Source organism: Caballeronia sp. AZ10_KS36 (assembly GCF_023631105.1).
GTDB lineage: Bacteria > Pseudomonadota > Gammaproteobacteria > Burkholderiales > Burkholderiaceae > Caballeronia.
The window spans coordinates 511,189-536,302 of record NZ_JALQDQ010000001.1; the positions used below are offsets into that span (position 1 = coordinate 511,189).

Sequence of the window (25,114 nt, forward strand, 5' to 3'; positions counted from 1 at the left end):
GGGCGAAGCGCGCGCCTGTCGGCGGCGACGGCGCGCGGTCAGGCACGCGCCATCCGGGGCGTTCGGATGCGAAACGGGCGCCGCCAGGCGACGCCCGCCAAACGCCAACTCCGGCGCTAATGCGCGCTTTAGCCCGCCTTGCCCTGCTTCGCGACGGCAGCTTGCGCCGCAGCAATGGCGTCTGCGTCGCCGAGGTAGTAGTGCTTGATCGGCTTCAGGTTTTCGTCGAGTTCATAGACGAGCGGCACGCCGTTCGGAATGTTGAGCCCGACGATGTCCGCGTCGGAAATATCGTCCAGATATTTCACGAGCGCGCGCATGGAGTTGCCGTGAGCGGCGATCAGCACCTGTTTGCCCGCCTTGATGGCCGGCGCGATGGACTCGTTCCACACCGGCAGCACGCGCGCGACCGTGTCTTTCAGGCATTCGGTGAGCGGCAGTTGCTCGCGGGGAACCTTGGCATAGCGCGGATCGTTGAAGGACGCGCGCTCGTCGTTCGGATCGAGCGCGGGCGGCGGCGTGTCGTAGCTGCGGCGCCAGATGAGAACCTGTTCGTCGCCGTACTTCTTCGCGGTCTCGGCCTTGTTGAGACCGGCGAGCGCGCCGTAGTGGCGCTCGTTCAGGCGCCACGAATGGACGACCGGGATATACATCAGGTCCATTTCGTCCTGCACGTGCCACAGCGTGCGAATGGCGCGCTTGAGCACCGAGGTGTACGCGATATCGAACGTGTAGCCGGCCTCGCGCAGCAGCACGCCTGCCTGGCGCGCCTCGCGGTTGCCCTGTTCGGTGAGATCCACGTCGACCCAGCCGGTGAACCGGTTTTCCTTGTTCCACGTCGATTCGCCGTGGCGGATGAGCACTAGCTTGTACATGTTTGATAGGTCGGTCAGTTGAGAAATCGGGTGCCCGATCGCACTCCGCCATCCTGCCCTCACGCGTGGAGTGCCGCCATCGGCCGGATGGCCTAGGCCATCGCGGGAAAGGGATATTTTATAATGCTCGGATTGCCCTCATTTCTCTTTCTCCCTTCTCCACTATCTTTCGGCGGCCCTAGACGTGAAGTTCTTCACCGATTACTCGAATATTGCACTCATCGTCATTGCGCTCGTTTCCGGCGCGCTGCTGCTTTGGCCGGCCATCACTCGACGCGGTCGCGGCGGCGTCTCCGCTGCGGAAGCCACCACGCTCATCAACCGTCGCAACGCCGTCGTCGTGGACTTGCGGCCGGCTGCGGAGTTCGCGAAGGGACACTTGCCGTCCGCCCGAAACATCGAGGCGTCGGAGCTTCAAGCAAAAATCGGCCAGATCGCGAAGAATAAGAGCAATCCGGTCGTGCTTGTCTGCCAGACCGGTCAACAGTCGCAGCGTGCCAGCCGTGCCGTGTCGGAAGCCGGCTACGCTGAGGTCCACGTCTTGCAAGGCGGGGTTGATGCCTGGCAGAAGGCAGGAATGCCGGTCGTGAAACAAGGAGCCGTCAAGTGAAAAAAGTCGTCATGTACAGCACGCAAGTGTGTCCGTATTGCCAGATGGCCGAACGTCTTTTAAAGTCCCGCGGGGTCGAAACCATCGAGAAGGTGCTGATCGACCGTGAGCCGGGGCGCCGCGAGGAGATGATGCAGCGCACCGGGCGCCGCACCGTGCCGCAGGTTTATATCGGCGACACGCACGTCGGCGGTTACGACGATCTTTCGGCGCTCGACCGCAAGGGTGGTCTCGTGCCGCTGCTCGAGTCGGCCTGACATCACCACACGCTGCCCGGCCACGCGCCGGGCAATTGATTTACCTAGGAAATCACTATGTCCGACGAGAACAACCAGCCGTTTTTCAACATCCAGCGCATTTACCTGAAGGATATGTCGCTCGAGCAGCCGAACTCGCCCGCCATTTTCCTCGAACAGGAAATGCCGTCGGTTGAGGTCGAAGTCGACGTGAAGGCCGACCGTCTCGCGGAAAGCGTGTTCGAAGTCCTGGTCACCGGCACGGTCACGGCGAAGGTCGCCGACAAGGTCGCGTTCCTGATCGAAGCCAAGCAAGCCGGCATCTTCGACATTCGCAACATCCCCGCCGAGCAGATCGATCCGCTCGTCGGCATTGCGTGCCCGACCATTCTGTTCCCGTACTTGCGCTCGAACATCGCCGACGCGATCACGCGCGCGGGCTTCCCGCCGATCCACCTGGCGGAAATCAACTTCCAGGCGCTGTACGAACAGCGCATCGCCCAGCTCGCGAGCGCGCAGGAAGGCGCGGCGAACGGCGCGACGCACTGAGCGTCACCCGCACTGACTCTGCCGAACCGGAGCCGAGCATGAAAGTAGCCGTTCTCGGCGCCGGCGCGTGGGGCACCGCATTGGCGGGCCACCTCGCGACGCGGCACGACACCCTGCTTTGGGCACGCGACGCCGCGCTCATCGAATCTCTCTCTTCGTCGCACGAAAACACGCGCTATCTGGCGGGCGTTGCGTTGCCGCGCGCGCTTTCGTTCGAAGCGAATTTCGACGCGGCGCTCGCGCATGCCGCCGCGCCCGATGCGCTTTGCGTGGTCGCCACGCCCGTCGCCGGTCTGCGTGCGCTATGCCGTGCGATGCGGCAGGCGGGCGTTGTCCCGGCGCATATCGTCTGGCTGTGCAAAGGCTTCGAGGCGGACACGCAATGTCTGCCGAACGAGGTCGTCGCGGCGGAACTGCCCACGCATCGCAGCAACGGCACGCTTTCTGGACCGAGCTTCGCGCGGGAAGTGGGGCTCGGCCTGCCGGTCGCGCTGACGGTGGCGAGCGCATCGGCGCAACTGTGCGCGCAGACGGTCGCCGCGTTTCACCACGGCGCGATGCGCATCTATACGGGCGACGATGTAATCGGCGTCGAAGTGGGCGGCGCGGTGAAGAACGTGCTCGCGATCGCCACCGGCATCTCCGATGGCCTCGGCCTCGGTCTGAACGCCCGCGCCGCGCTCATCACGCGCGGGCTCGCGGAAATGTCGCGGCTCGGCGTCGCGCTGGGCGGTCGCGCGGAGACGTTCACCGGCCTCACCGGTCTTGGCGATCTAATCCTGACCGCCACCGGCGATCTGTCGCGCAACCGTACGGTCGGCGTGCAACTCGCGTCCGGCCGCACGCTCGACGAGATTCTCGCCGCGCTCGGTCATGTGGCCGAAGGCGTGCGCTGCGCCCGCGCGGTGCTGTCGCTCGCGCAGTCGCATGGAATCGACATGCCGATCACGCACGCGGTATGCCGCGTGCTCTTCGAAAACGTCGCGCCGCGCGACGCGGTGCAGGCGCTGCTCAGCCGCGATTCGAAGGCGGAATAGCGCGACGTTTCTCTCGGAGACGCGCATGGCGAAGCTCGAAGCCGTTCTCGCCGACATCACGACGCTTCATGTCGATGCCATCGTCAACGCGGCGAACAAATCGCTGCTGGGCGGCGGCGGCGTCGATGGCGCGATTCATCGCAAGGCGGGCAAAGGTCTCTTGCGGGAGTGCGAAACGCTAGGCGGCTGCGAAACCGGCGACGCCAAGATCACCGGCGCCTACGATCTTCCCGCGAAGCACGTGATCCATGCGGTCGGTCCGCGATGGAGCGGCGGCAAACGCAACGAGGCACAGTTGCTCGCGAACTGCTACCGGCGTTCGCTTGAACTCGCCGCCGATGCGCAGTGCGCGTCCATCGCGTTTCCGGCCATTAGCTGCGGCATCTATCGCTTTCCTGTCGAGGACGCGGCGAAGATCGCCGTGTCGACGGTCATCGAGACCTTGCCGCTCGCACCTTCAGTCGAGCACGTCGTCTTCGCGTGCTTCAGCGACGGCATGCTCGCGCTCTATCGCGCCGAACTGGACGCTCACGCGCCGCCCTCGAAACCCGACTGACGCCACGCTTCGAACGTCACGATGGCCACCGTGTTCGACAGATTCAGGCTGCGATTGCCGGGACGCATCGGCAGCCGCACGCGCTGGTCGGTCGGAAAGCGCTCCAGCAATTCCGCCGAGAGGCCGCGCGTCTCCGCGCCGAACACGAACCAGTCGCCGGGCTTGAACGCATAATCGAAGAACGGCGTCGAGCCGCGTGTGGTGAACGCGAACATGCGCGTGGCGTCGGGCGATTCCTTCGCGATGAACGCATCCCAGTTCGCGTGGACGTTCATTTCGGCGTACTCGTGATAGTCGAGACCGGCGCGGCGCATCTTGGCGTCGTCGAGCGGAAAGCCGAGCGGCTCGATCAGATGCAGCCGCGCGCCCGTGTTCGCGCACAGGCGGATGACGTTGCCGGTATTCGGCGGGATTTCGGGTTCGACCAGTACGACGTTGAACATGGATGGCAGTGCTTGGCTACGGGGTTAGTCTTTCGGGGTGCGCAGCGCGACGAAGTTCGTCACGCGCCGCGCGCCTGCGAGCTTGAGCGTGCGGGCGAGGGCATCGAGCGTGGCGCCCGATGTCATCACGTCGTCCACGACGCCGATATGTTTGCCACGAACATCGCCCTCGACGACGAAAGCCGACGCGACATTGCGCCTGCGCGTATCGGCATCCAGCCGCGACTGCTGTGCGGTATGGATGGTGCGCGCGACGAGCATCGGATCGGCCGGCACGCATAGGCGCCGGGCGAGCGGACGCGCGATTTCCCACGCCTGGTTGTAACCGCGCTCGACGAGCCGCTGGCGCGAAAGCGGCACCGGCACGATCACGTCGGGCGTCGGCAGGCCGCTGTCTTCGAAAATCGCGTGCAAGTGCCGCGCGAACTCCGCGCCCGCCGCGAGACGCACGCGGAACTTCAATTCGACCGCCAGTGTATCGAGCGGCGCGCGATAGTCGGCGATGGCGAGCGTGTCGTTGAACGCGGGCGGATTCTCGAGGCACGCGGCGCAGTGCGCGCGCGCGTCATCGCGATCGCGTCGCAGATAAGAAGGCGCGAGCGGCATCGCGCAGGTCGCGCATCGGAAACGCGGCTCGTTCCAGTACTGCTCATCGCAGCCGGCGCACAGCAATTGCTGCGACACATTGCCGCATAACGCGCACTGGTTCGGCAGCGCGAGTTCGAACGCGCGCTTCGCCACGGCCGCAAAGGCGAAGGCGCGCGCCGAAGACGGCAGCAGATTGCGAAGGACGTACATGGCTGAAAGCGCGTGAGGCGGGCTCGGGTGATCGATTGCAACGGCACGCGCGAAGGCTGCGCCGGGCCTATTTCAAGACGACCGAGTATACTTCGCACTCTTCGCGAACTGATCGTCATGTCCCCAACGTCTCCCAGAACTGGCCGACCGGCCTATGATCCGCGCCGTTTGCGCGAGATCTTCGACCGTCGCGCCGCCGCTTTCGACGACGTCGCGTTCCTGCCGCGCGAGATCGCGGACCGCATGCGCGAGCGTCTCGAATACATCAAGGTGGCGCCGGCGCGCGTCCTCGATGCGGCCTGCGGCGCGGGCGCGGACCTGCCGCGCTTGCGCGAGCGGTTCCCGGAGGCGTCCGTGCTGGGCGTCGATATTTCCTCCGCCATGCTCGCGCGTGCGCGCGCGGCCGAGACCGCGGAAGCGGAAAGCGGCGCGGGCTGGCGGCGCTTGTTGCCGGCAACGCTCGCCAAAGCGTTCGGCGCACGCGGCCCGCAACTCGCGCAGGCGGACTTCTCGGCGTTGCCGTTTGCATCGGCTGCATTCGAATTGCTGTGGTCGAACCTCGCGCTGCACTGGCATTCGCGGCCTGATCTCGCGTTTCCGGAATGGCAGCGCGTGCTCAAAGTCAACGGCTTGCTGATGTTCAGCACCTTCGGGCCGGACACGCTTCGCGAACTTGCCGCGGCTTATCGCGAAGCCGAACGCACGCTCGGACTCGCGCCGATGCCGCACACCATCGACTTCGTCGACATGCACGATCTGGGCGACATGCTGGTCGAGAGCGGCTTCGAAATTCCGGTGATGGATCAGGAAGTGCTGACGATCACCTACCGTTCGCCCGAATCGCTGCTCGCGGATGTCACGCGCTGGGGCGCTTATCCGTTCCAGCGTGAAGCGTTCGAGCGTGAAGCCGCGAGCGGCCGCGCAGACGCCGAAGCCTTGCGCGGCGCGGTGCATCGGGCGCTCGACGCGCTGCGCCGCGACGACGGCACGATCCCGCTCACGTTCGAAGTGATCTATGGTCACGCGTGGAAAGCGGTGCCGCGAACGACGGCGGAAGGACATGGAATCGTGCGGCTGGAAGACATCGGACGCGGTCCGAAAAGGAATCGCTAGCGCGTCGGAAAGGAGTTCGGGAGGTAGATCGGCGAGGCGGTAAAGAGGGTGCGTGTTATGTCATGAATTTGCGCGCGAAGGACACGCCAAAAGGTGCGTCAATTCGGCGCAGAGGCTTGTGCCATCTGGCTTTGCGACGTTTGCGCCCTTGCTTGTGGATGCCACCCAACCCGCCTATAATGCGTCAGTTTGTCGCCTGAACTGACACAAATTTGGGCAAAATCCGAGCAAAAGTATGTGATTGCGTGTGCGGATGGATGGAGGCAGCGATGCAGGTCAGCCAGACGCTGACGGAGTCCGAGCCGGTCATCAAGGACTGGCTGATGAAACGCAACTGCTCGGTGTCGCCGCGTCAGTTCGTGGGCTTCTATGTGTCGCTGGCGCTCTTTTCCCTTGCCGTCGCGACGCCGCTTTTTCTGAACGGCGCCTGGCTGGTGCTGCCGTTCACCGGAGTCGAGTTGACGGTCGTGACGGTCGCGTTTCTGATTCATGCGCGACACGCCGTCGACTACGAACGAATCCGGCTGTTTGAGAACCGGTTGTTGATCGAACAGATGAACGCCGAAGAATTAACGCGCTTCGAGTTCAATCCGCGCTGGGTGCGGGTCGAAACGGGCGCGACGCCGAGGGAACCGCTCACGATCGTATCGCGCGGGCAGTCGGTGAGAGTCGGACAACACCTTGCACAGCATCGTCGCAAACAATTTGCTGCCGAACTGCAGGCGTCACTGAGGCGCCTCGCTTGAGGAGGAACTGGGTGTGGCAGGCGCGATGCGCAACGGGGTCGAGGGTTTGAATGGAAATTTTGGGTAAGGATGCTATGAAAACAATCAAGCGAGCCCTCTCGGGCGTGCTGGCGGCGGGCGCACTGCTCAATGCCGGCGTAGCCCTGGCGGTCAACGACAGTCCTGGCGGTCCCGCTGTGAATGAAATCAATTTCCAGCAGCCAGTGACGAAGATCGCCGAGGAGCTCTACGGCCTCCATATCTTCATGCTCATCATCTGTACCGTCATTTTCATCGGCGTGTTCGGGGTGATGTTCTATTCGGTCGTCAAGCATCGCAAGTCCAAGGGTTTCAAGCCCGCGCACTTCCATGAAAGCACCACGGTCGAAATCATCTGGACGATCGTGCCGTTCATCATCGTCATTCTGATGGCGCTGCCGGCCACGAAGGCCGTCGTCGCGATGAAGGACACCACCAACGCCGATCTGACCGTCAAGGTCACGGGCTACCAGTGGAAGTGGGGCTACGACTACGTGAAGGGTCCAGGCGAAGGCATCAGCTTCCTCTCGACGCTCTCCACGCCGCGCAGCCAGGTCAACGGCCAGACGCCGATTTCCGATACGTATCTGCAGGAAGTCGACAACCCGCTCGTCGTGCCGGTCGACAAGAAGATCCGCATCATCACCACCGCGAACGACGTCGTTCACTCGTGGTACGTGCCGGCGTTCGGCGTGAAGCAGGACGCGATTCCCGGCTTCGTGCGCGACACGTGGTTCAAGGCGGAGAAGGTGGGCACGTATCGCGGCTTCTGCACGGAACTGTGCGGCAAGGAACACGCTTACATGCCGGTCGTCGTGGAAGTGCTGTCCACCGACGACTACGCGAAGTGGGTCGACACGCAGAAGAAGAAAATGGCATCTTCGGCCGACGATCCCAGCAAGACCTACACGATGGACGAGCTCAAGACGCGCGGCGCGCAGATCTACGCGTCGAACTGCGCGGTCTGCCACCAGCCGACCGGCAAGGGCGCGGGCCAGTTCCCGGCGCTCGACGGCAGCAAGGTGGCGAACGGTCCGATCGCCGGTCACGTGAACATCGTGCTGCACGGCAAGGGCGCGATGCCGCCGTGGCAGACGACGCTCAACGACGTCGAGATCGCATCGGTCGTTACGTACGAACGCAACACGTGGGGCAACCACACCGGCGACGTTCTGCAGCCGAAGCAGGTCGCGGACGCGCGCAACGGCAAGATGCCCGAAGGCGGCGATCACACGGCAGCGGCGGGCGGCGAAGCCGCGAGCGGCGCGGCGGCAAGCGGCGCGGCTGAAGCGAGCGCGCCGGCTGCGGCGTCCGGCGAGCAGAGTGCGCAGGGCGCGTTGCCGGCCAGCATCTACTTCGAAACGGGCAAGAGCGATCTGCCCGCCGACGCAAACAACGCAGTGCAGGCTGCCGCCGCTTACGTGAAGGCGCATCCGGACGCGAAGATCGCGCTTTCCGGCTTCACGGATGCAACCGGCGGGGCCGACCTGAACGCGGACCTCGCCAAGAAGCGCGCGCAAGCCGTTCGCGACGCGCTGAAGGCGGCCGGTGTCTCGGACGAACGCATCGTGTTGAAGAAGCCCGAGTCGGTCACGGGCGGCACGGATGCGAAAGAAGCACGCCGCGTAGAAATCAGTCCGGCTGCTTGACATGCTTCGCGTGCGCTTCTCCTTCGCTCAAAGGCAACGGAGAAGCACGCGGGCGACGCCAAGTGCCTCGAGTATTCGCTTTAGGAGATGATTGTCATGTCTAGCATCGGACACGATGTAGTCGCGGGTCACGACCACGCGCACGACGACCATGCGCACGAAACGCCGCATGGTTGGCGCCGGTGGCTTTTCGCCACCAACCACAAGGACATCGGTACCTTGTACCTGCTGTTCTCGTTCATCATGTTCCTCTCCGGGGGCGTGATGGCGCTCGGCATTCGCGCTGAACTGTTCGAACCGGGCCTGCAGATCATGCGCCCCGAGTTCTTCAATCAGCTGACCACCATGCACGGCCTCATCATGGTGTTCGGCGCGATCATGCCGGCGTTCGTCGGCTTCGCGAACTGGATGGTGCCGCTGCAGATCGGCGCATCGGACATGGCGTTCGCGCGCATGAACAACTTCAGCTTCTGGCTGCTGCCGGTCGCGGCCGTGCTGCTCGTCGGCTCGTTCTTCGTGCCGGGCGGCGCAACCGCCGCGGGCTGGACGCTGTACGCGCCGCTCTCGACGCAGATGGGCCCCGGCATGGACTTCGCGATTTTCGCGGTCCACATCATGGGCGCGTCGTCGATCATGGGCGGCATCAACATCGTCGTGACGATCCTGAACATGCGCGCGCCGGGCATGACGCTCATGAAGATGCCGATGTTCGCGTGGACGTGGCTCATCACCGCGTATCTGCTGATCGCCGTGATGCCGGTTCTGGCAGGCGCCATCACGATGGTGCTGTTCGACCGTCACTTCGGCACGTCGTTCTTCAACGCGGCGGGCGGCGGCGATCCGGTCATGTACCAGCACATCTTCTGGTTCTTCGGCCACCCCGAGGTGTACATCATGATCTTGCCGGCGTTCGGGATCGTGTCGCAGGTGATCCCGGCGTTCTCGCGCAAGCCGCTCTTCGGCTATAGCTCGATGGTGTACGCCACCGCGTCGATCGCGATTCTGTCGTTCATGGTGTGGGCGCACCACATGTTCGCCACCGGCATGCCGGTGACGGGCCAGCTGTTCTTCATGTACGCGACGATGCTGATCGCCGTGCCGACGGGCGTGAAGGTGTTCAACTGGGTCGCGACGATGTGGCGCGGCGCGCTGACCTTCGAAACGCCGATGCTCTTCGCGATCGGCTTCCTGTTCGTGTTCACGATGGGCGGCTTCACGGGCCTGATCCTTTCGATGGCCCCGCTCGACATCCAGATGCACGGCACGTATTACGTGGTCGCGCACTTCCACTACGTGCTGGTGGCCGGTTCGCTCTTCGCGCTGTTCGCGGGCTGGTACTACTGGTCGCCGAAGTGGACCGGCTGGATGTACAACGAAACGCGCGGGAAGATCCACTTCTGGACGTCGATGATCTTCTTCAACATCACGTTCTTCCCGATGCACTTCCTGGGTCTCGCGGGCATGCCGCGCCGCTATGCGGACTACCCGGCGCAGTTCACGGACTTCAACCAGATCGCGACCATCGGCGCGTTCGGTTTCGGTCTCGCGCAGGTGTACTTCCTGTTCGCGGTCGCACTGCCGACGTATCGCGGCGGCGGCGAGCATGAAAAGGCCAGCGACAAGCCGTGGGATGGCGCGGAAGGACTCGAATGGACCGTGCCGAGCCCGGCGCCGTTCCATACGTTCGAGAACCCGCCGACCGTCGAATAAGTCGTCTCTCCGTTCTGTGAGGCTTCCTCGCGAAGCCTCATAGACTCCCGAGCAAGAAACGCATGGCCCCGAATCCACAAGAAAGACGCTCCCGCGAAGACATCCGCGCGGGCAACAAGCGGCTCGGCCTCATCATGGTGCTGATCGCCGCCGTCTTTTTTCTGGGTATCGTCGTCAGGCAATACCTGTTGTCGCGAGGCTAACGTGTCCACTCAGCATGAAGAGTCACAAATCGACCGCTCGTTCAACCGGTCGATGCTGCTCAAGTTGTTCGTCGTCGCGGCGATGATGTTCGGCTTCGGCTTCGCGCTCGTGCCGATGTACCGCGCGATCTGCCAGATCACGGGCATCAACAATCTCGTGCAGCGCGATGTCGGCGCGCGCGAGGCGAAGAACACGCAGGTCGACGCGAGCCGCACCGTGTCCATCGAATTCGATGCGAATGCGCGCGGGCCGCTGCAGTTCAAGCCGGAGCAGTCGAATCTCGACATCCACCCCGGCGAAGTGATGACGGTGATGTATCAGGTGACGAACGAGCAGGGGCGCACGGTGAAGGCGCAGGCCATTCCGAGCTACGCGCCGAAGCAGGCCACCGAGTTTTTCAAGAAGATCGAATGCTTTTGTTTCACCCAGCAGACGCTCGCGCCGAACGAAACGAAGCGCATGCCGGTGGTGTTCGTCGTCGATCCGAAGCTGCCGAAGGACGTGAAGACGATCACGCTGTCGTACACGTTTTTCGAGCTCGACGCGCCGAAAATGGCCGCCAAGGGAACGTGAACATCATGAACGGACAGACGCAGAAGAGCGGCGGGTTCGTGAAGCTGGTGAAGGCCGTGTTCTGGTCGTTCTTCGGCGTGCGGCGGCGGGCCGATCTGGAAAACGACGCCGCGCAGCTGAATCCGCTGCATCTGATCGCGGCTGGCGTGATTGGTGCTGCGCTTTTCATCGTCGTGCTGCTGGTGATCGTGCGCGCGGTGGTTCGGTAAGCACGACGCGAAACGACACGAAAAGCGCTCGCGCCGAACGGCGCTGCGGCAAAATAATTCAAGCAACTGGATCGAAGTGGAGAATCAACGATGAGCGGTCAAAACGAGAGCCCGTACTATTTCGTGCCGCATCCGTCACGGCATCCGATCATGGCTGCGTGCGGCTTGCTGGTAATGCTGTCGTCGCTGGCGGCGTGGGTCAACGGGCATTCCTTGGCGCCGTTCGGCACGTTCCTCGGCCTGCTGTTTCTGCTGTTCGTGCTGTGGCACTGGTTCGGCGACGCGATCTCCGAATCCGAAGGCGGCATGTACGGCAAGCGCGTGGATGTGTCGTACCGCTGGAGCATGAGCTGGTTCATCTTCTCCGAAGTCATGTTCTTCGGCGCGTTCTTCGGCGCGCTTTTCTATGCGCGCGCCATCGCGCTGCACGAGCTCGGCAGTCTCGACTACAAGCTGATATGGCCGGACTTCGCGGCTGTGTGGCCGAACAACGGTCCCGCCGCGCTGGTCCCGCATTTCCGCGCGATGGTGCCGTGGCCTCTGCCGACCATCAACACGGCGCTGCTGCTTTCCTCGGGCGCGACGCTGACGGTCGCGCACCACGCGCTGCGTGAAGATCATCGCAAGAAGGCGATCGGCTGGCTCGCCGCGACCGTGCTGCTCGGCGTGATCTTCCTGTTCTGCCAGGGCTACGAATACTTCCACGCGTACAACGAACTGAACCTGACGCTCGCATCCGGCGTGTACGGCTCGACGTTCTTCCTGCTCACGGGCTTCCACGGCTTTCACGTGTTCCTGGGCGGCACGATGCTCGCCGTGGTGATGGTCCGGCTGATTCGCGGACACTTCACGGCGGAGCATCACTTCGCGTTCGAAGGCGCCGCGTGGTACTGGCACTTCGTGGACGTCGTGTGGCTCGGGTTGTACGTCGTCGTCTACTGGCTGTAACTGCGTCTTCGCGGGCTTCAGGCCCGCAGCGCAAGCACGCCGCCCTGACGTTCGAGGGCGGCGTTTTGTTTTGTTTCGCGACGTCGCTGCGACGTCGCCGCGACAATACGCCTCGTTCTTGCGAACCTTCGCGGCGGGTTATCGTCCGAGGGGAATGCCCGTCGACTGAATCCAGCCCATCCAGTGCGCGAACAGGATGAAGAGGAACAGCGAAATGGACAGCCCGACGCGCATGGCGAGCGACCACACCATCCGCTTGGTCTTGCCGCGGTCGGTCATCATGAAGTACAGCGCCGAGCCGAGGCTGCCGAGAATGAGGATGAAAGCGATGGCGACGATAATGTGCATAAACCAGCCGGCAAAGTTGCTCAACTTGCCCGGATAACGCATCGAGCAGTATGGAAACGAGTCATCTCATTATCTCACTCGACGGATCGCGCCGCGCGGCGGCGCACGCCTTCGCGCGGCGGCTGCGGTCATGAAGATCCGCTTCTGGCCCACGCTGGTCATCTTGATCGTCGTTGCGGTGACGGTGCGCCTCGGATTCTGGCAGCGCGACCGCGCGCATCAGAAGGAGGCGCTCAACGCGCGCATCACGGCCTTCGCGAATGCGCCGGCAACGCGCGTGGGCGTCGAACCGATGCCGCTGCAATCCGTCGAATTCCACCGGGTGCAGGCGCGCGGCGAGTTCATGCCGGAGCGCGTCGTCTATCTCGATAATCGTCCGTATAACGACCAGCCGGGCTTTTATGTCGTGATGCCGCTTAAACTCGAGGGCGGCGGCTACGTGCTCGTCAATCGCGGATGGCTGCCGCGCAATCTGGCTGATCGCACGGGCATCGAGCCGTACGAGACGCCGAAGGGCGCCGTCGAGGTCGAAGGCATTGCCCGCGCCAATCCGTCGCAGGCGTTCGAACTGGGAACGGGCGGATCGGCCGGGCATCAGCAGATTCGCCAGAATCTCAGCATTCCCGCCTATGCCGCCGAAACCGGGCTCGCGTTTCAGCCGTTCGTGATCCAGCAGACGAACGACACGCACGACCGGCTCGTGCGCGACTGGCCCGCGCCGACGATGGGCGTGGAGCGCAATTACGGCTACATGCTCCAGTGGTGGGGCATGGCCGCCGCCGCCGTGGGCTTCGGGCTGTACGCCGCCCGCCGCGCCGCGAAGAAAGACGACACGCCTCTCGTAGACGACCGCGACGACGAAGCCGCCGACCACGCGTGACCCAACTCTCACCGAATTCTTGATGCCATCTCAACGTCCCACGACTGCCGACAAGCCCCGCACGCCCCCGAAAGGATCGTGGAGCAGCGGGCGCTGGATGCTCGTGCTGCTCGCGCTCGTCTGCGCGGCGCCCGTCATCGCTTCGTATCTGATGTACTACGTGTTCAAGCCGGCGGGCGGCACGTCGAGCTACGGCGCGCTGATTGAACCGCAACGGCCCATTCCGGCGCAACTCGTCGTGACGGACGAGAAAGGGCAGGCCATGCCGCTCAAGTCACTCGAAGGCAAGTGGCTGATGATCACCGTCAACGGCAGCGCTTGCGACGAGCAATGCGTCACGCGCCTTTACTACATGCGGCAGGTTCGCGTTCTGCAATCGGCGGAACGCGACCGCGTGGTCAACGTCTGGCTGCGCACGGATGACAAGCCTGTGGCCGACGTCATCAAGACGGCGTATCCGCAGCCGGACACGCGCATGCTGATCGCCGATCCGCGCGCGGTCGCCGACTGGCTGCCGGTCGCCGACGGCGGCAGCATCACGGATCACATCTATCTGGTGGACCCGAACGGCAATCTGATGATGCGCTTCCCGAAGAATCCCGATCCCAAGAAGATCAACGCGGATCTGGCGAAGCTGCTGAAGTGGTCGCGGATCGGCTAAAACGCGGGTTGAAGGTGAAACATGAGTTATGTATTGCAATTGGGGATGATCGGCTTGTGCATTGCGCTGCTGCCGCTGTCCTTCGTCTGGGTGAAAGCCGATGACAACAAGTTCCGCAAGCTCGTCTGGCTGACCACGTTTCTGACGCTCGATCTGATCATGTTCGGCGGCTTCACGCGCCTGACCGATTCCGGCCTCGGCTGCCCGGACTGGCCGGGCTGCTACGGCACGTCGTCGCCGTTCATCGCGCACGCGCAAATCGCCGCCGCGTATCAGGCGATGCCCACCGGCCCGGTCAGCATGGTCAAGGCTTGGATCGAGATGCTGCACCGCTACTTTGCGATGGCAATCGGCGTGCTGATCATCGCGCAGGTCATCATCGCGTGGACGGCGCGCATCAAGCGTCGTCCGCTGCACGTGTCGCCGTGGTGGCCCACCGGCATCCTGCTGCTGATCTGCCTGCAAGGCGCGTTCGGCGCGTGGACCGTCACGTTGAAGCTGCAACCGGTCATCGTCACGACGCATTTGCTGCTCGGACTCGCGCTGCTCGGCGCGCTCGGCTGGCTCGCGGCGCGCCAGACGCCGATTCCGTCGCTCGATCCCGCCGCCGCGCGCTGGATGCCCGCCGCGCTGTTCGGGCTCGCGTTGCTCGTGGTGCAAATCGCGCTCGGCGGCTGGGTGAGCACGAACTATGCTGTACTGGCCTGCACGGACTTCCCGCTTTGCAACGGCCAATGGATTCCGCCGATGAACTTCGAACACGGCTTTCACCTGTGGCGCGCACTCGGCATGACGGGCGACGGCGACGTGATCTCGCAGGACGCGCTCGTCGCGATCCACTGGACGCATCGCACGTTCGCGGTGGTCGTCGTGCTGTATCTGCTGTGGCTGGCCGCGAGATTGCGCCGCTTCGAATCGCTGCGCAAGCCGGCGAACGGCGTGCTGGCGGTCATCGTCATTCAGTTTCTGACCGGCATGTCGAACATCGTGCTGCAATGGCCGCTGCCGATCGCCGTCGCCCATAACGGCGGGGCCGCGATCCTGCTGCTCCTGCTCGTCATGCTAAACTTTCGAATCTCTTCCAGCCGTCCCGGCCGCGCCGCGCTCCCCGCACGCGACGTCGTTTCAGCGTGATGGCGCCTTCCCATGGATAGCACGACACTCAATTCCCCTCTCGGCAGCCGCGTCTCGCAATACATTGCGCTGACGAAGCCGCGCGTCACGCAGCTCGCCGTCTTCTGCGCCGTCATCGGCATGTTTCTGTCGACGCCCGGCATGGTTCCGTGGACCAAGCTGCTCGGCGGCGCCATCGGCATCTGGCTGCTGGCGGGCGCGGCGTTCGCCATCAATTGCCTCGTCGAGCAGAAAGTGGATGCGAAGATGCGCCGCACCGCATGGCGGCCGTCCGCGCGTGGGCAAATCACGAGCGCGCAGATTCTGACGTTCTCGGCCGTGCTCGGCGGCATCGGCATGTGGACGCTCTACCGCTTCACCAACCCGCTGACGATGTGGCTCACGCTCGCGACTTTCGTCGGCTACGCGGTCATCTACACGCTCCTGCTCAAGCCATACACGCCGCAGAACATCGTGATCGGCGGCGCTTCGGGCGCGATGCCGCCCGCGCTCGGCTGGGCGGCGGTCACGGGCGCGGTGCCCGGCGACGCGTGGATTCTCGTGCTCATCATTTTTGTCTGGACGCCGCCGCATTTCTGGGCGCTTGCGCTTTATCGCCGCAAAGACTACGAGAACGCCGGCCTGCCGATGCTGCCCGTCACGCATGGCGAAAAGTACACGCTGCTGAACATTTTTCTGTACACCATCGTGCTATTCGCGGTCACGCTGATGCCGTTCATCTCCGGCATGAGCGGCGTGGTGTATCTGGCGAGCGCGGTCGGACTCGGCGCGCTGTTCTTGGGCTACACGTGGAAGCTATACCGCGATTACTCGGACGCCCTCGCGCGCAAGACTTTCCGCTATTCCATCGTGTATTTGTCGCTGCTCTTCGGCGCGCTGCTCGTCGACCACTACGTTCGCACGGTGATCGGCGCATGAGGCAGATCGTTTGTCGGCTGTTGGCGCTGTTGGTCTGCGCGGTGGCGCTGTGCGCGTGCGATAAGGCGCCCGACTTCAAGAACCTCGACATTACCGGCAACAAGCAATTCGGCAGCGACTTTTCGTTGCCCGATACGACCGGAAAGACGCGCACGCTCGCTGACTTCAAAGGCAAGGCGGTCGTGCTGTTCTTCGGCTACACGCATTGCCCGGACGTCTGCCCGACGACGCTCGCGGAGCTGTCGCAAGCCATGCAGCAGCTCGGCGACAAGGCGAAGGACGTGCAAGTGCTGATGGTCACCGTCGATCCCGCGCGCGATACGCCGAACCTGCTCGGCCAGTACGTGACCGCGTTCAATCCGAGCTACATCGGTTTGCGGCCGGCCAATGACGCTGAGTTGCAGAAAGTCGCGAAGGACTTCCGCGTCTACTACGCGAGGGCCGCAGGCAAGACGCCCGGCGACTACACGATGGATCACACCGCCGCGAGTTACGTGTTCGACAAGGACGGCAAGCTGCGGCTTTTCGCCCGCGACGGACAAGGCGTCGAACCGTGGGTCCACGATCTGAAGTTGCTGATCGACTGATCGGCGGGTTTAGAAAGCGGCCTGCGTGCCGCTTTTGCGCTACGGCTTCGACGGCTGCGGCAGTCTCCATCCCGGCGCCAGACGCGTCGCCTTGAATTCCATGATCTCGTAATGCGCGAGTTGCTGCCGGGCGAACGGATCTTCCGCGATGATCTCGTCGAGCCACGCCCGGTCGATGCCCGACGCGATGATCACGCCGCCGTCGCGCGGAACCTTCGGCCCCGCCATCACGAATACGCCCGCCGCGAAGTAGCGTTCGAGAAACAGACGGTGTTCTTCGAGCGCATCGTCGATTTCGGCGAGCGCGCCGGTGTATCGCAGGTTGATCACGTACATGTTCATCGCCGTCCGAGTGGGTCCCAGGCCCGATTCTAAGCGGACAGCGCGCCGGATATTCACATGAGCAAACTGTATTTCCGCTCGCACCAACGCTGTGCGAACATTCGGCACGCCGGCCCGACGCTCGCGCCGGAGCCGGCACCGAGTTATCCCGCAGTCACTTGCTTTTGAAACAGGAAGACCATGCAGCGCAGAAATATGCTCAAAGCCCTGGCGGCCGTCGTGGCGTCGGCCGCGTTCGTTACCAGCTTTTCGGCACACGCCGACGACAAGGTCATCAAGGTCGGCACCATCAGCGGCCCTGACGCTCAAATTTGGCAAGTCGTGCAGAAGGTCGCGAAGCGCGAGGGCCTCAACGTGAAGGTGGTCGAGTTCAACGACTACGTGCAGCCGAACGCCGCGCTCGACGCCGGCGATCTCGATGCGAACAGCTTCCAGCATCAGCCGTATCTGGACAGCCAGATCAAGCAGCGCGGCTACAAGATCGCGAGCGCGGGACTCACGTACATCTCGCCGCTCGGCGTGTACTCGAAGAAGCTGAAGTCGCTGAAGGACTTGCCGCAAGGCGCGAAGGTCGCGGTGCCGAACGACCCGTCGAACGAGAATCGCGCGCTGTTGCTTCTGCAAACGCAAGGCGTCATCAAGCTGAAGGCGGGCGCGGGCGCGAACGGCAACAACGCGACGGCACTAGACATCGCGGAGAATCCGAAGAAGATCAAGCTCGTCGAACTCGATGCCGCGCAATTGCCGCGCACGCTCGCCGATGTCGACGCCGCCGCCATCAACACGAACTTCGCGCTGGCTGCGGGCCTGCAGCCGACGAAAGATGCGATCGCGCTGGAAGACGTGCATAGCCCGTACGCGAACCTGATCGCGGTGCGCACGAAGGACAAGGATCAGCCGTGGGTGAAGAAGCTGGTTGCCGCGTATCAGTCCGACGACGTGCGCCAGTTCCTGAAGAGCGAGTTCAAAGGCTCGGTCGTGCCTTCGTTCTGAGCGACGGCAAACTGAAGTGCGAAGACGGCGTCTCTTGGACGCCGTTTTCATTTGCGAGGTTTAGTCGGCGTAAATGCGCCGCAACTCGCGCTCCCAGACGAGGCTTGCGTCCACGCCCTGCTGCGCCTTGAATCCGGTGCGCATGAAAAGCCCGCACAGATCTTCGCGCGCTTGATCGAGCCGGCACACGACGCTTTCGTAGCCCGCGCCCTGAGCGAAGTTCGTACACGCGGCGACCAGTTGTTCGCCGAGCCCCCGACGGCGCGCGCCCGGTTCCACGAACAACAACTCGATGCACGCCTGGCCGTCCGAAGCGGCGGTCAGCAACGCGGCGCCGACGCGCGCGTCGCCTTCCTGTTCCGCGACCCAGCACGCGATGCGCGGCGTGTTCGTCTGCATGGCGCCGAGAAAGCGCGACACGACCTTTGCCGCGTGAGCCTCGTAGGCGAGACTCGCGCGGTCGGAAACGTCGAGGTGCGCGTGACGTTCGATCATCCAGCCGAAGTCGCCGCAGCGGGGGCTGCGCAAGCGCGTGGGCGCTGCGTGCGAAGCCGGCGACAAGAGTCGCTCGATGTCCGCCATCGCCAGCGACAACTGTTCGATCTCCCCCGGCGCGAGCGAATTCAACAGCGACGCCGTTTCCGAGGAGACGTGCAGATCGAGTTCGTCCACCTTGGCTTTCGCTTCGGGCGTCATGGTCAGAAGATGCGCGCGGGCGTCGGCTTCGTTCTTCCGGCGCACAACGAGACCCAGCTTCTGGAAGTTGGTGATGAGACGGCTGAGATATCCGGTATCCAGCCCGAGGTTGCGCGCAAGATCCGCTGCCGTGTGCGCCCGTTCGTGCGCAAGCTCGTGAAGAATGCGCACTTCCGTCAACGAAAAATGACTCTTATGTAGCCGCTCGTGAAAAGCGCCTGCGTGACGCGCGTAAAACCGGTTGAAGCGCCGCACGGCCTCGACAGCCCGACTCCGATCAAAACATCCCATTGTGCGTTTGCTCTCTCAAAAATTTGTGTTTCTATTTGAATTAGTTGCGATTCCGAACTAATGGACGCATTGTGCCAAAGAAAGCACGCTCGTGCGAATACGAAAATGCCCGAATTTATGGACCCGTTCGGCAGTGGACGGCGACTGGTTCCATTGACCTCGGTATCCGGGTAAGTCCCGATAGCGGCCCTGTTGCGAAACCACCGTCTAAACAAGTTGTAAGTTATTGATTAGAGACGGCATTTGACTTCCGTCACAAGCCGTTCGACACGCGTTGACTGGTATTATGTTGGTTATATAATGGGCTCCACTTAAAGCCGCGTGAGGCTCTTTCATGAGAGGAAGTTGGAAGGATCTCACTCCGGATGAACGCAGCGATACGCCGCTTTATCTCCAGCTTGCGTCGCGCCTGGCTTCAGCCATTCACGCGGGCACGTGGTCGGCGGGAGAGGCGCTGCCCTCGGAGCGCACGTTGTCGGAGGGCGTCGGCGTATCGCGTATCACGGCGCGCAAGGCAATCGCGTTGCTCGTCGAGCAAGGGCTGATCAAGCGGGTGCGCGGCGCGGGTAACTTCATTACGCCACGCGTGGAAGATCCGTTGTCCAGATTAACCGGCTTCACGCGCAAGATGGAGCAGCGCGGCTTTCGGCCCGATTCGGTGTGGCTCGGCCGCGGACTGAGGCCCGCGAATCGCGACGAGACCGTGCATCTGGGTTTGTCGCCCGGCGCGGTCGTCGCGAGTCTCGGGAGATTGCGGCGGGCGGACGGCATCGTGATGGCGGTCGAGCATTCCACGCTGCCGGCATGGCTGGTGCCGGACCCGTTGCTGATCGGCGCGTCGCTGTACCGGTATCTGGAGGAGCGCGGTCAGGCAGTGGTGCGCGCGTTGCAGCATTTTCGCGCGGTGAACGCGGGCGCCGAAGTCGCCCGGCTGATGGACGTGGCGCCCGGCGCCGCGCTGCTCGTGATCACGCGCATCGGTTATTCGGCGCAACGGCGGGCGATCGAACTAACGGACACCTATTGCCGCGACGACTACTACGACTTCGTCGCGGAGCTGCATCGATGAACGCGGGTGCAGCTCGGCCGGCGTCATCAGGCATTGAAAGAAGAGAGCAAGAAAGAGAACGAGAGGACCAAAAGAAGCCGTTCGCCGGCCGCGCACCGAAGCATCCGCGCGGACCAGCGTGCTCGCAGCACGGCGCGAACCGCACCTGAACCTCCTACGCATTGCGTACTTCCAGAGAACTTCATGCTGAAAGGGAACATACTGACGAACGACGGCTGGATTCACGGCACCGTGCGTTTCGAGAACGGCCGCGTGACGGCGCTCGAAGGCCATATAGCCGATCCTACGTCGAATGACGCGCCGTACATCCTGCCGGGCTTCATCGACCTGCACGTGCACGGCGGCGGCGGCCGCGACATCATGGAAGGCGGCGACGCGGCCGATACCGTCGCGCGCCAGCACGCACAACACGGCACGACGAGCCTGCTCGCCACGACGATGACCGCGCCGCGCGACGAACTGATGCAGGTCGTCGCCGGTCTCGGCGAACAAGCGAAGCGCCGCGCGCCGAGCGGCGCGCGCGTGCTCGGCGTGCATCTCGAAGGGCCGTACATCAATCCGGGCAAGCTCGGCGCGCAGCCGGACGCCGCCGCGGTCGCCGTGCGCGACGAAGTGCTCAAGTACCTCGACCTCGCGCCCATTCGCGTCGTGACCATCGCGCCGGAGATCTCGGGTCACCTCGAAATCATCGCCGACATGGCGGCGCGCGGCGTGCGCGTGCAGCTCGGTCATTCGCTCGGCACCTACGACGACGCAGTGAATGCGCTGAAGCACGGCGCGCGCGGCTTCACGCATCTCTTCAACGCGATGTCGCCGCTGCATCATCGCGATCCCGGCATGGTCGGCGCGGCGCTCGCGCATGCGGAGTACGCCGAACTGATTCCGGACCTGCTGCACGTTCACCCCGGCGCGATCCGCGCCGCGATGCGCGCCATTCCGCGACTCTACGTCGTGACCGACAGCACGTCGGCGGCGGGCATGCCGGACGGCGAATACCGCCTCGGCAGCCAGCACGTCACCAAGTGCATGGGCGGCGTGCGTCTCGCGGACGGCACGCTCGCAGGCAGCACGCTGACCATGGATCAGGCGCTGCGCAATCTCGTTTCGCTGGGCATTCCGCTCGCGGACGTTTCGAATCGCTTGTCGCGCTATCCCGCCGACTATCTCGGGCTCGAAGACCGCGGCCGCATCGCGCGCGGCGCATGGGCCGACATGGTCGTGCTCGACCGGGACTTCGCGCTGACCGCCACTTATGTCGAAGGAGAATCGATTGTCGAACATGCTCACTGAGGCGCTGGAGTCCGCGGATGTCGTCGCGGCCCAACTCGCCGATACCTCGCGCATCGAGGCGCTCGCCGTGAAGCTCGCGGAGCAGCCGCGTCATGTCGCGTTGACCGTCGCTCGCGGCAGCTCGGACCATGCCGCCAGTTATTTCGCCAGCCTGACGATGAGCCGCATCGGCGTGCCGGTCGCGTCGCTGCCCATGTCCGTCGCCACGTTGCAGCAAGCGCCGCTGCGCGTGTCCGGCCAGCTTGCGGTGGCGTTCTCGCAGTCGGGCAAGAGCCCGGATCTCGTCGGCACCATGCAGGCGCTGCGCGAAGCCGGTGCGTTCACGGTCGCGGCTGTCAACGTCGCGGGCTCGCCGCTCGAGCACGCCTGCGAATACTATCTGCCGCTCTTAGCCGGACCGGAGCTTTCGGTTGCCGCGACGAAGAGCTATATCGCGATGCTGTCGCTCTCGGCCATCGTGATCGCGCACGTTCAGCGCGACGCCGAACTGCTGAACGCGCTGAAGTCGCTGCCCGATGCGCTGCGCGCGGCGGGCAAGCTCGACTGGACGCGCGCCGTGGATGAACTGAAGGGCGTCGACCGCATGATCGTCGTCGGGCGCGGCCTCGGGCTCGCCATTGCGCAGGAAGCGGCGCTCAAGCTGAAGGAAACCTCCGGCATTCAGGCCGAAGCGTTTTCAAGCGCGGAAGTGCGTCACGGTCCGATGGAAATCATCGATCGCGACTATCCGCTGCTCGTGTTCGCGCCGCGCGGGCCGGAGCAGGCGGGTCTCATCCAGTTGGCCGCGGACATGCGCGCGCGGGGCGCACGCGTGCTGCTCGCAGCACCCGACGACGTGCCCGGCGCCGAGTTGCCGCTCGTCGCCACCGACCACCCGGCGCTCGATCCGATCGCCGCGATCCTTTCGTTCTACGTGATGGCCGCGGGTCTTGCCGCCGCGCGCGGGCGCAACCCCGACGCGCCGCGCCACCTGAACAAGGTCACTGAAACCCATTGAGTGAGATAGACGATGCGCCGTGCCGAGGAGTCCGTGTTGAACCATTCCACCGATAACCCGAGCGATATCGTTCTGCTCGCTCCGTTTACCGGTCCCGTCGTGCCGCTCGCCGACGTGCCCGACCCCGTGTTCGCCGAGGGGATGTTCGGCGACGGCATCGGCATCGATCCGCTCGATAACGTGCTTCTCGCGCCGTGCGACGGCACGGTGACGCATCTCGCGCGCACGCATCACGCCGTCACGCTGCGCACGGCAGCGGGCGCGGAGATTCTCGTGCATATCGGCATCGACACGGTCGAGCTGGGCGGCGAGGGCTTCGCGCCGATGGTTGAGCAAGGCGCGTCCGTGCGCGCCGGTCAGCCGCTCATCGAGTTCAACGCCGATTTCGTCGCGCAGCACGCGCCGAGTCTCGTCTCGGTGATCGCAATCGCCAACGGCGACGCGTTCGAAGTCGCAGAGCGCGCCGGCCGTGGCGTGCTGAAGGCGGGCGCGCGCATGCTCGTGCTGCGCGCGAAGGACGGCGCGGCGGCGCACGTGGCGCGTTCGTCGTCCAACGTGATGACGGAAGCCCGGCGCACCGTCACGCTGGCCCACGCGGGCGGCTTGCACGCGCGGCCGGCGGCGCGGGCGCGTGAAGCGGCACGCGGTCTGGACGCAAAGGTCGAAGTGCGCTTCGAAGGCCGCAAGGCGCCGGTCGAAAGCGTGGTCGGCCTGCTCGGGCTGGGCGCGGGCGAGGGCGCGACCATCGAACTCGTCGGCATGGGCGCGCAGGCGCAGGAAGCGGTGGATGCAGTCGCCACCGAACTGCTGCGCGCGGCGCAAGGCGAAGTCGAAGAGACGCCCGCGCGTGAAAAGTCGCCCGCGCCGGTCGCGGCGGTTCGCGGGTCCGCCGAGCCGCTGCCGCCGAATACGCTTGCGGGCGTGTGCGCGGCGCCGGGCATCGCGGTCGGCAAGCTGGTGCGCTGGGACGATCAGGAAATCGTGCCGCCCGAGCAGGCGAGCGGTCCGTCGGCGGCGGAGAGCCGCGCGCTGGATAAGGCCATCGCGCAGGTCGATGCCGACCTCGAAGTCACCGTGCGCACCGCGTCGCAGCGCGGCGCGGTCGGCGAAGCGGGCATTTTCGCGGTGCATCGCGTGCTGTTGGAAGACCCGACGCTCGTCGATGCCGCCCGCGATCTGATCAGCCTCGGCAAGAGCGCGGGCTTCGCGTGGCGCGAGGCGATCCGCGCGCAGATCGCGCTGCTGAATAACGTGAACGACGCGCTGCTCGCTGAGCGCGCCGCCGACCTGCGCGACATCGAAAAGCGCGTGCTGCGGGCGCTCGGTCTCACGAATACGGCGGCGCGCGCGCTGCCGGACGAGGCCGTGCTCGCGGCTGTCGAATTCACGCCGTCGGATCTGGCGTCGATCGACCGCACGCGCGTCACGGCGCTCGTGATGTCGCGCGGCGGCGCGACCTCGCACGCGGCGATCATCGCGCGGCAGATCGGCATACCGGCGCTGGTCGCCATCGGCGATGCGCTGCACGGGATCTCCGAAGACGCGCAAGTGGTCGTGGATGCGTCGGCGGGCCGCCTCGAATACGCGCCGAGCGCGCTGGACGTCGAACGGGCGCGGCACGAGCGCGAGCGTCTTGCGGGCGTGCGCGAGGCCAACCGCAAGATGTCGCAGCAAGCGGCAGCGACGCGCGACGGCCGTCATGTCGAAATCGCGGCGAACATCGCCACGCTCGACGACGCCAAGGCCGCCGTCGAAAACGGCGCGGACGCTGTGGGCCTGTTGCGCACCGAACTGCTGTTCATCCATCGCCAGGCTGCGCCGACGGTCGCGGAACACGCGTCGAGCTATCAGGAAATCGTCGATGCATTGGCCGGCCGCAGCGCGATCATCCGCACGCTGGATGTCGGCGCCGACAAGGAAGTGGACTATCTGACGCTGCCGCCCGAAGAGAATCCGGCGCTCGGCTTGCGCGGCATCCGGCTCGCGCAAGTGCGCCCCGATCTGCTCGACGACCAGTTGCGCGGCCTACTCGCCGTCAAGCCGGCGGGCGCGGTGCGCATTCTCCTGCCGATGGTCACCGATGCCGGCGAACTGCAGCGCCTGCGTGCGCGCATCGACGAACTGGCGCGCGAAGCCGGGCGCACGGAGCCGGTGGAAGTGGGCGTGATGATCGAGGTGCCCTCGGCGGCGATGCTGGCCGATCAACTCGCGAAATACGCGGATTTCTTCTCGATCGGCACGAACGACCTCACGCAATACACGCTCGCGATGGACCGCTGCCAGCCCGATCTCGCCGCGCAGTCCGACGGTCTGCATCCGGCCGTGCTGCGGCTCATCAGGACGACGGTGCAGGGCGCGGAAAAGCACGGCAAATGGATCGGCGTGTGCGGCGCGCTCGGCGGCGATCCGCTCGCGGTGCCGCTGCTCGTGGGCCTGGGCGTGACGGAACTGTCGGTCGATCCGTCCGCGGTGCCGGGCATCAAGGCCCGCGTGCGCGATCTCGATTACCAGCTTTGCCGTCAGCGCGCGGAAGACGTGCTCGCGCTCGAATCGGCGCAGGCAGTAAGAGCGGCCAGCCGCGAAATCTGGCCGCAGGACTAAACGCTTGATGCTTCTTTCCTAGCCACAACCCGA

Annotated in this window: 29 protein-coding genes; 23 read left to right on the plus strand and 6 right to left on the minus strand. The window is 64.5% G+C overall.

What is annotated here, in order from left to right:
- Positions 1 to 128: 128 nt before the first annotated feature.
- Positions 129 to 875 carry a 2,3-diphosphoglycerate-dependent phosphoglycerate mutase gene (gene gpmA, locus NCR35_RS02415; RefSeq protein ID WP_250532877.1) on the minus strand — a complete coding sequence of 249 codons (747 nt, stop codon included), beginning with the start codon at positions 873 to 875 and terminating at the stop codon, positions 129 to 131.
- A gap of 184 nt (positions 876 to 1,059) precedes the next feature.
- Between gpmA and NCR35_RS02420 the strand changes: the two genes are divergently transcribed.
- From NCR35_RS02420 to NCR35_RS02440, 5 genes are read left to right on the plus strand one after another with little or no spacing between them, the layout of a single operon-like run.
- Complete coding sequence (locus NCR35_RS02420) at positions 1,060 to 1,485, plus strand: rhodanese-like domain-containing protein (RefSeq protein ID WP_248321010.1); 426 nt, start codon at positions 1,060 to 1,062, stop codon at positions 1,483 to 1,485.
- A complete protein-coding gene (grxC, locus tag NCR35_RS02425) occupies positions 1,482 to 1,742 on the plus strand; it encodes a glutaredoxin 3 (RefSeq protein WP_175939229.1) in 261 nt (86 codons plus the stop codon). Before NCR35_RS02420 ends, grxC begins: the two co-directional genes overlap by 4 nt.
- 57 nt (positions 1,743 to 1,799) lie before the next feature.
- Positions 1,800 to 2,270: a protein-export chaperone SecB gene (secB, locus tag NCR35_RS02430; RefSeq protein WP_175939231.1), complete on the plus strand. Its 471-nt coding sequence runs from the start codon at positions 1,800 to 1,802 to the stop codon at positions 2,268 to 2,270.
- 38 nt (positions 2,271 to 2,308) lie between these two features.
- Positions 2,309 to 3,307: an NAD(P)H-dependent glycerol-3-phosphate dehydrogenase gene (locus NCR35_RS02435; protein ID WP_250532878.1), complete on the plus strand. Its 999-nt coding sequence runs from the start codon at positions 2,309 to 2,311 to the stop codon at positions 3,305 to 3,307.
- Positions 3,308 to 3,332: 25 nt separating this feature from the next.
- Complete coding sequence (locus tag NCR35_RS02440) at positions 3,333 to 3,863, plus strand: O-acetyl-ADP-ribose deacetylase (RefSeq protein ID WP_250532879.1); 531 nt, start codon at positions 3,333 to 3,335, stop codon at positions 3,861 to 3,863.
- Here NCR35_RS02440 and trmL read toward each other — a convergent pair.
- Together trmL and NCR35_RS02450 are read right to left on the minus strand one after the other, a co-directional pair.
- Complete coding sequence (gene trmL / locus NCR35_RS02445) at positions 3,836 to 4,306, minus strand: tRNA (uridine(34)/cytosine(34)/5-carboxymethylaminomethyluridine(34)-2'-O)-methyltransferase TrmL (RefSeq protein WP_250532880.1); 471 nt, start codon at positions 4,304 to 4,306, stop codon at positions 3,836 to 3,838. The genes NCR35_RS02440 and trmL overlap by 28 nt on opposite strands.
- A 24-nt stretch (positions 4,307 to 4,330) precedes the next feature.
- Complete coding sequence (locus NCR35_RS02450) at positions 4,331 to 5,104, minus strand: ComF family protein (RefSeq protein WP_250532881.1); 774 nt, start codon at positions 5,102 to 5,104, stop codon at positions 4,331 to 4,333.
- Positions 5,105 to 5,221: 117 nt separating this feature from the next.
- Here NCR35_RS02450 and NCR35_RS02455 point away from each other — a divergent pair, with 117 nt between their 5' ends.
- The 8 genes from NCR35_RS02455 (at position 5,222) to NCR35_RS02490 (ending at position 12,274) form a co-directional block, all read left to right on the plus strand.
- Positions 5,222 to 6,217, plus strand: a complete 996-nt coding sequence (locus NCR35_RS02455; RefSeq protein WP_250532882.1) for a methyltransferase domain-containing protein — start codon at positions 5,222 to 5,224, stop codon at positions 6,215 to 6,217.
- A gap of 269 nt (positions 6,218 to 6,486) precedes the next feature.
- Positions 6,487 to 6,963, plus strand: a complete 477-nt coding sequence (locus tag NCR35_RS02460; RefSeq protein ID WP_244847764.1) for a DUF2244 domain-containing protein — start codon at positions 6,487 to 6,489, stop codon at positions 6,961 to 6,963.
- A gap of 50 nt (positions 6,964 to 7,013) precedes the next feature.
- Positions 7,014 to 8,630: a cytochrome c oxidase subunit II gene (coxB, locus tag NCR35_RS02465; RefSeq protein WP_250532883.1), complete on the plus strand. Its 1,617-nt coding sequence runs from the start codon at positions 7,014 to 7,016 to the stop codon at positions 8,628 to 8,630.
- Positions 8,631 to 8,726: 96 nt separating this feature from the next.
- Positions 8,727 to 10,340, plus strand: coding sequence for a cytochrome c oxidase subunit I (gene ctaD / locus NCR35_RS02470; RefSeq protein ID WP_244847766.1), 1,614 nt, complete (start codon positions 8,727 to 8,729; stop codon positions 10,338 to 10,340).
- Between the two features lie 62 nt (positions 10,341 to 10,402).
- Positions 10,403 to 10,543: a cytochrome oxidase small assembly protein gene (locus NCR35_RS02475; RefSeq protein ID WP_250532884.1), complete on the plus strand. Its 141-nt coding sequence runs from the start codon at positions 10,403 to 10,405 to the stop codon at positions 10,541 to 10,543.
- A 1-nt stretch (position 10,544) separates the two neighbouring features.
- The gene (locus NCR35_RS02480; RefSeq protein ID WP_250532885.1) at positions 10,545 to 11,117 is read left to right on the plus strand and encodes a cytochrome c oxidase assembly protein; all 573 of its coding nucleotides are present in this window, start codon (positions 10,545 to 10,547) and stop codon (positions 11,115 to 11,117) included.
- A 5-nt stretch (positions 11,118 to 11,122) separates the two neighbouring features.
- A complete protein-coding gene (locus tag NCR35_RS02485) occupies positions 11,123 to 11,326 on the plus strand; it encodes a DUF2970 domain-containing protein (RefSeq protein WP_250498945.1) in 204 nt (67 codons plus the stop codon).
- 90 nt (positions 11,327 to 11,416) lie between these two features.
- Positions 11,417 to 12,274, plus strand: a complete 858-nt coding sequence (locus NCR35_RS02490; RefSeq protein WP_250532886.1) for a cytochrome c oxidase subunit 3 — start codon at positions 11,417 to 11,419, stop codon at positions 12,272 to 12,274.
- A 138-nt stretch (positions 12,275 to 12,412) separates the two neighbouring features.
- Here the strand turns inward: NCR35_RS02490 and NCR35_RS02495 are convergent, their stop codons facing one another.
- Complete coding sequence (locus NCR35_RS02495) at positions 12,413 to 12,622, minus strand: twin transmembrane helix small protein (protein WP_035961831.1); 210 nt, start codon at positions 12,620 to 12,622, stop codon at positions 12,413 to 12,415.
- Between the two features lie 130 nt (positions 12,623 to 12,752).
- Here NCR35_RS02495 and NCR35_RS02500 point away from each other — a divergent pair, with 130 nt between their 5' ends.
- The 5 genes from NCR35_RS02500 to NCR35_RS02520 are packed head-to-tail and all read left to right on the plus strand — an operon-like array spanning position 12,753 to position 16,802.
- The gene (locus NCR35_RS02500) at positions 12,753 to 13,502 is read left to right on the plus strand and encodes an SURF1 family protein (RefSeq protein ID WP_250532887.1); all 750 of its coding nucleotides are present in this window, start codon (positions 12,753 to 12,755) and stop codon (positions 13,500 to 13,502) included.
- Positions 13,503 to 13,524: 22 nt separating this feature from the next.
- Positions 13,525 to 14,163 carry an SCO family protein gene (locus tag NCR35_RS02505; protein ID WP_250532888.1) on the plus strand — a complete coding sequence of 213 codons (639 nt, stop codon included), beginning with the start codon at positions 13,525 to 13,527 and terminating at the stop codon, positions 14,161 to 14,163.
- 21 nt (positions 14,164 to 14,184) lie between these two features.
- A complete protein-coding gene (locus NCR35_RS02510; RefSeq protein WP_250532889.1) occupies positions 14,185 to 15,297 on the plus strand; it encodes a COX15/CtaA family protein in 1,113 nt (370 codons plus the stop codon).
- A 12-nt stretch (positions 15,298 to 15,309) separates the two neighbouring features.
- A complete protein-coding gene (cyoE, locus tag NCR35_RS02515) occupies positions 15,310 to 16,215 on the plus strand; it encodes a heme o synthase (protein WP_250532890.1) in 906 nt (301 codons plus the stop codon).
- Entirely contained in the window at positions 16,212 to 16,802 is a 591-nt protein-coding gene (locus NCR35_RS02520) for an SCO family protein (RefSeq protein WP_250532891.1), read from the plus strand. Before cyoE ends, NCR35_RS02520 begins: the two co-directional genes overlap by 4 nt.
- Before the next feature lie 39 nt (positions 16,803 to 16,841).
- Here the strand turns inward: NCR35_RS02520 and NCR35_RS02525 are convergent, their stop codons facing one another.
- Complete coding sequence (locus NCR35_RS02525; RefSeq protein WP_250532892.1) at positions 16,842 to 17,138, minus strand: YciI family protein; 297 nt, start codon at positions 17,136 to 17,138, stop codon at positions 16,842 to 16,844.
- Positions 17,139 to 17,324: 186 nt separating this feature from the next.
- On the opposite strand from NCR35_RS02525, the gene NCR35_RS02530 reads away from it, so the two are divergent.
- Positions 17,325 to 18,137 carry a MetQ/NlpA family ABC transporter substrate-binding protein gene (locus NCR35_RS02530; RefSeq protein ID WP_250532893.1) on the plus strand — a complete coding sequence of 271 codons (813 nt, stop codon included), beginning with the start codon at positions 17,325 to 17,327 and terminating at the stop codon, positions 18,135 to 18,137.
- 60 nt (positions 18,138 to 18,197) lie between these two features.
- On the opposite strand, the gene NCR35_RS02535 is transcribed toward NCR35_RS02530, so the two are convergent.
- A complete protein-coding gene (locus tag NCR35_RS02535; RefSeq protein ID WP_250533001.1) occupies positions 18,198 to 19,004 on the minus strand; it encodes a bifunctional helix-turn-helix transcriptional regulator/GNAT family N-acetyltransferase in 807 nt (268 codons plus the stop codon).
- Between the two features lie 454 nt (positions 19,005 to 19,458).
- On the opposite strand from NCR35_RS02535, the gene NCR35_RS02540 reads away from it, so the two are divergent.
- The 4 genes from NCR35_RS02540 to ptsP all read left to right on the plus strand — a co-directional run bounded on the left by NCR35_RS02540 (position 19,459) and on the right by ptsP (position 25,081).
- Complete coding sequence (locus NCR35_RS02540) at positions 19,459 to 20,193, plus strand: GntR family transcriptional regulator (RefSeq protein ID WP_250532894.1); 735 nt, start codon at positions 19,459 to 19,461, stop codon at positions 20,191 to 20,193.
- Between the two features lie 183 nt (positions 20,194 to 20,376).
- On the plus strand, positions 20,377 to 21,483 hold the full coding sequence (nagA, locus tag NCR35_RS02545) for an N-acetylglucosamine-6-phosphate deacetylase (RefSeq protein WP_244847779.1): 1,107 nt from the start codon (positions 20,377 to 20,379) through the stop codon (positions 21,481 to 21,483).
- Positions 21,473 to 22,480 (plus strand): SIS domain-containing protein, encoded by a 1,008-nt coding sequence (locus NCR35_RS02550; protein WP_244848812.1) that lies wholly within the window; start codon positions 21,473 to 21,475, stop codon positions 22,478 to 22,480. The genes nagA and NCR35_RS02550 overlap by 11 nt, the downstream gene beginning before the upstream one ends.
- Before the next feature lie 12 nt (positions 22,481 to 22,492).
- On the plus strand, positions 22,493 to 25,081 hold the full coding sequence (ptsP, locus tag NCR35_RS02555) for a phosphoenolpyruvate--protein phosphotransferase (protein WP_250532895.1): 2,589 nt from the start codon (positions 22,493 to 22,495) through the stop codon (positions 25,079 to 25,081).
- Positions 25,082 to 25,114: the final 33 nt, after the last annotated feature.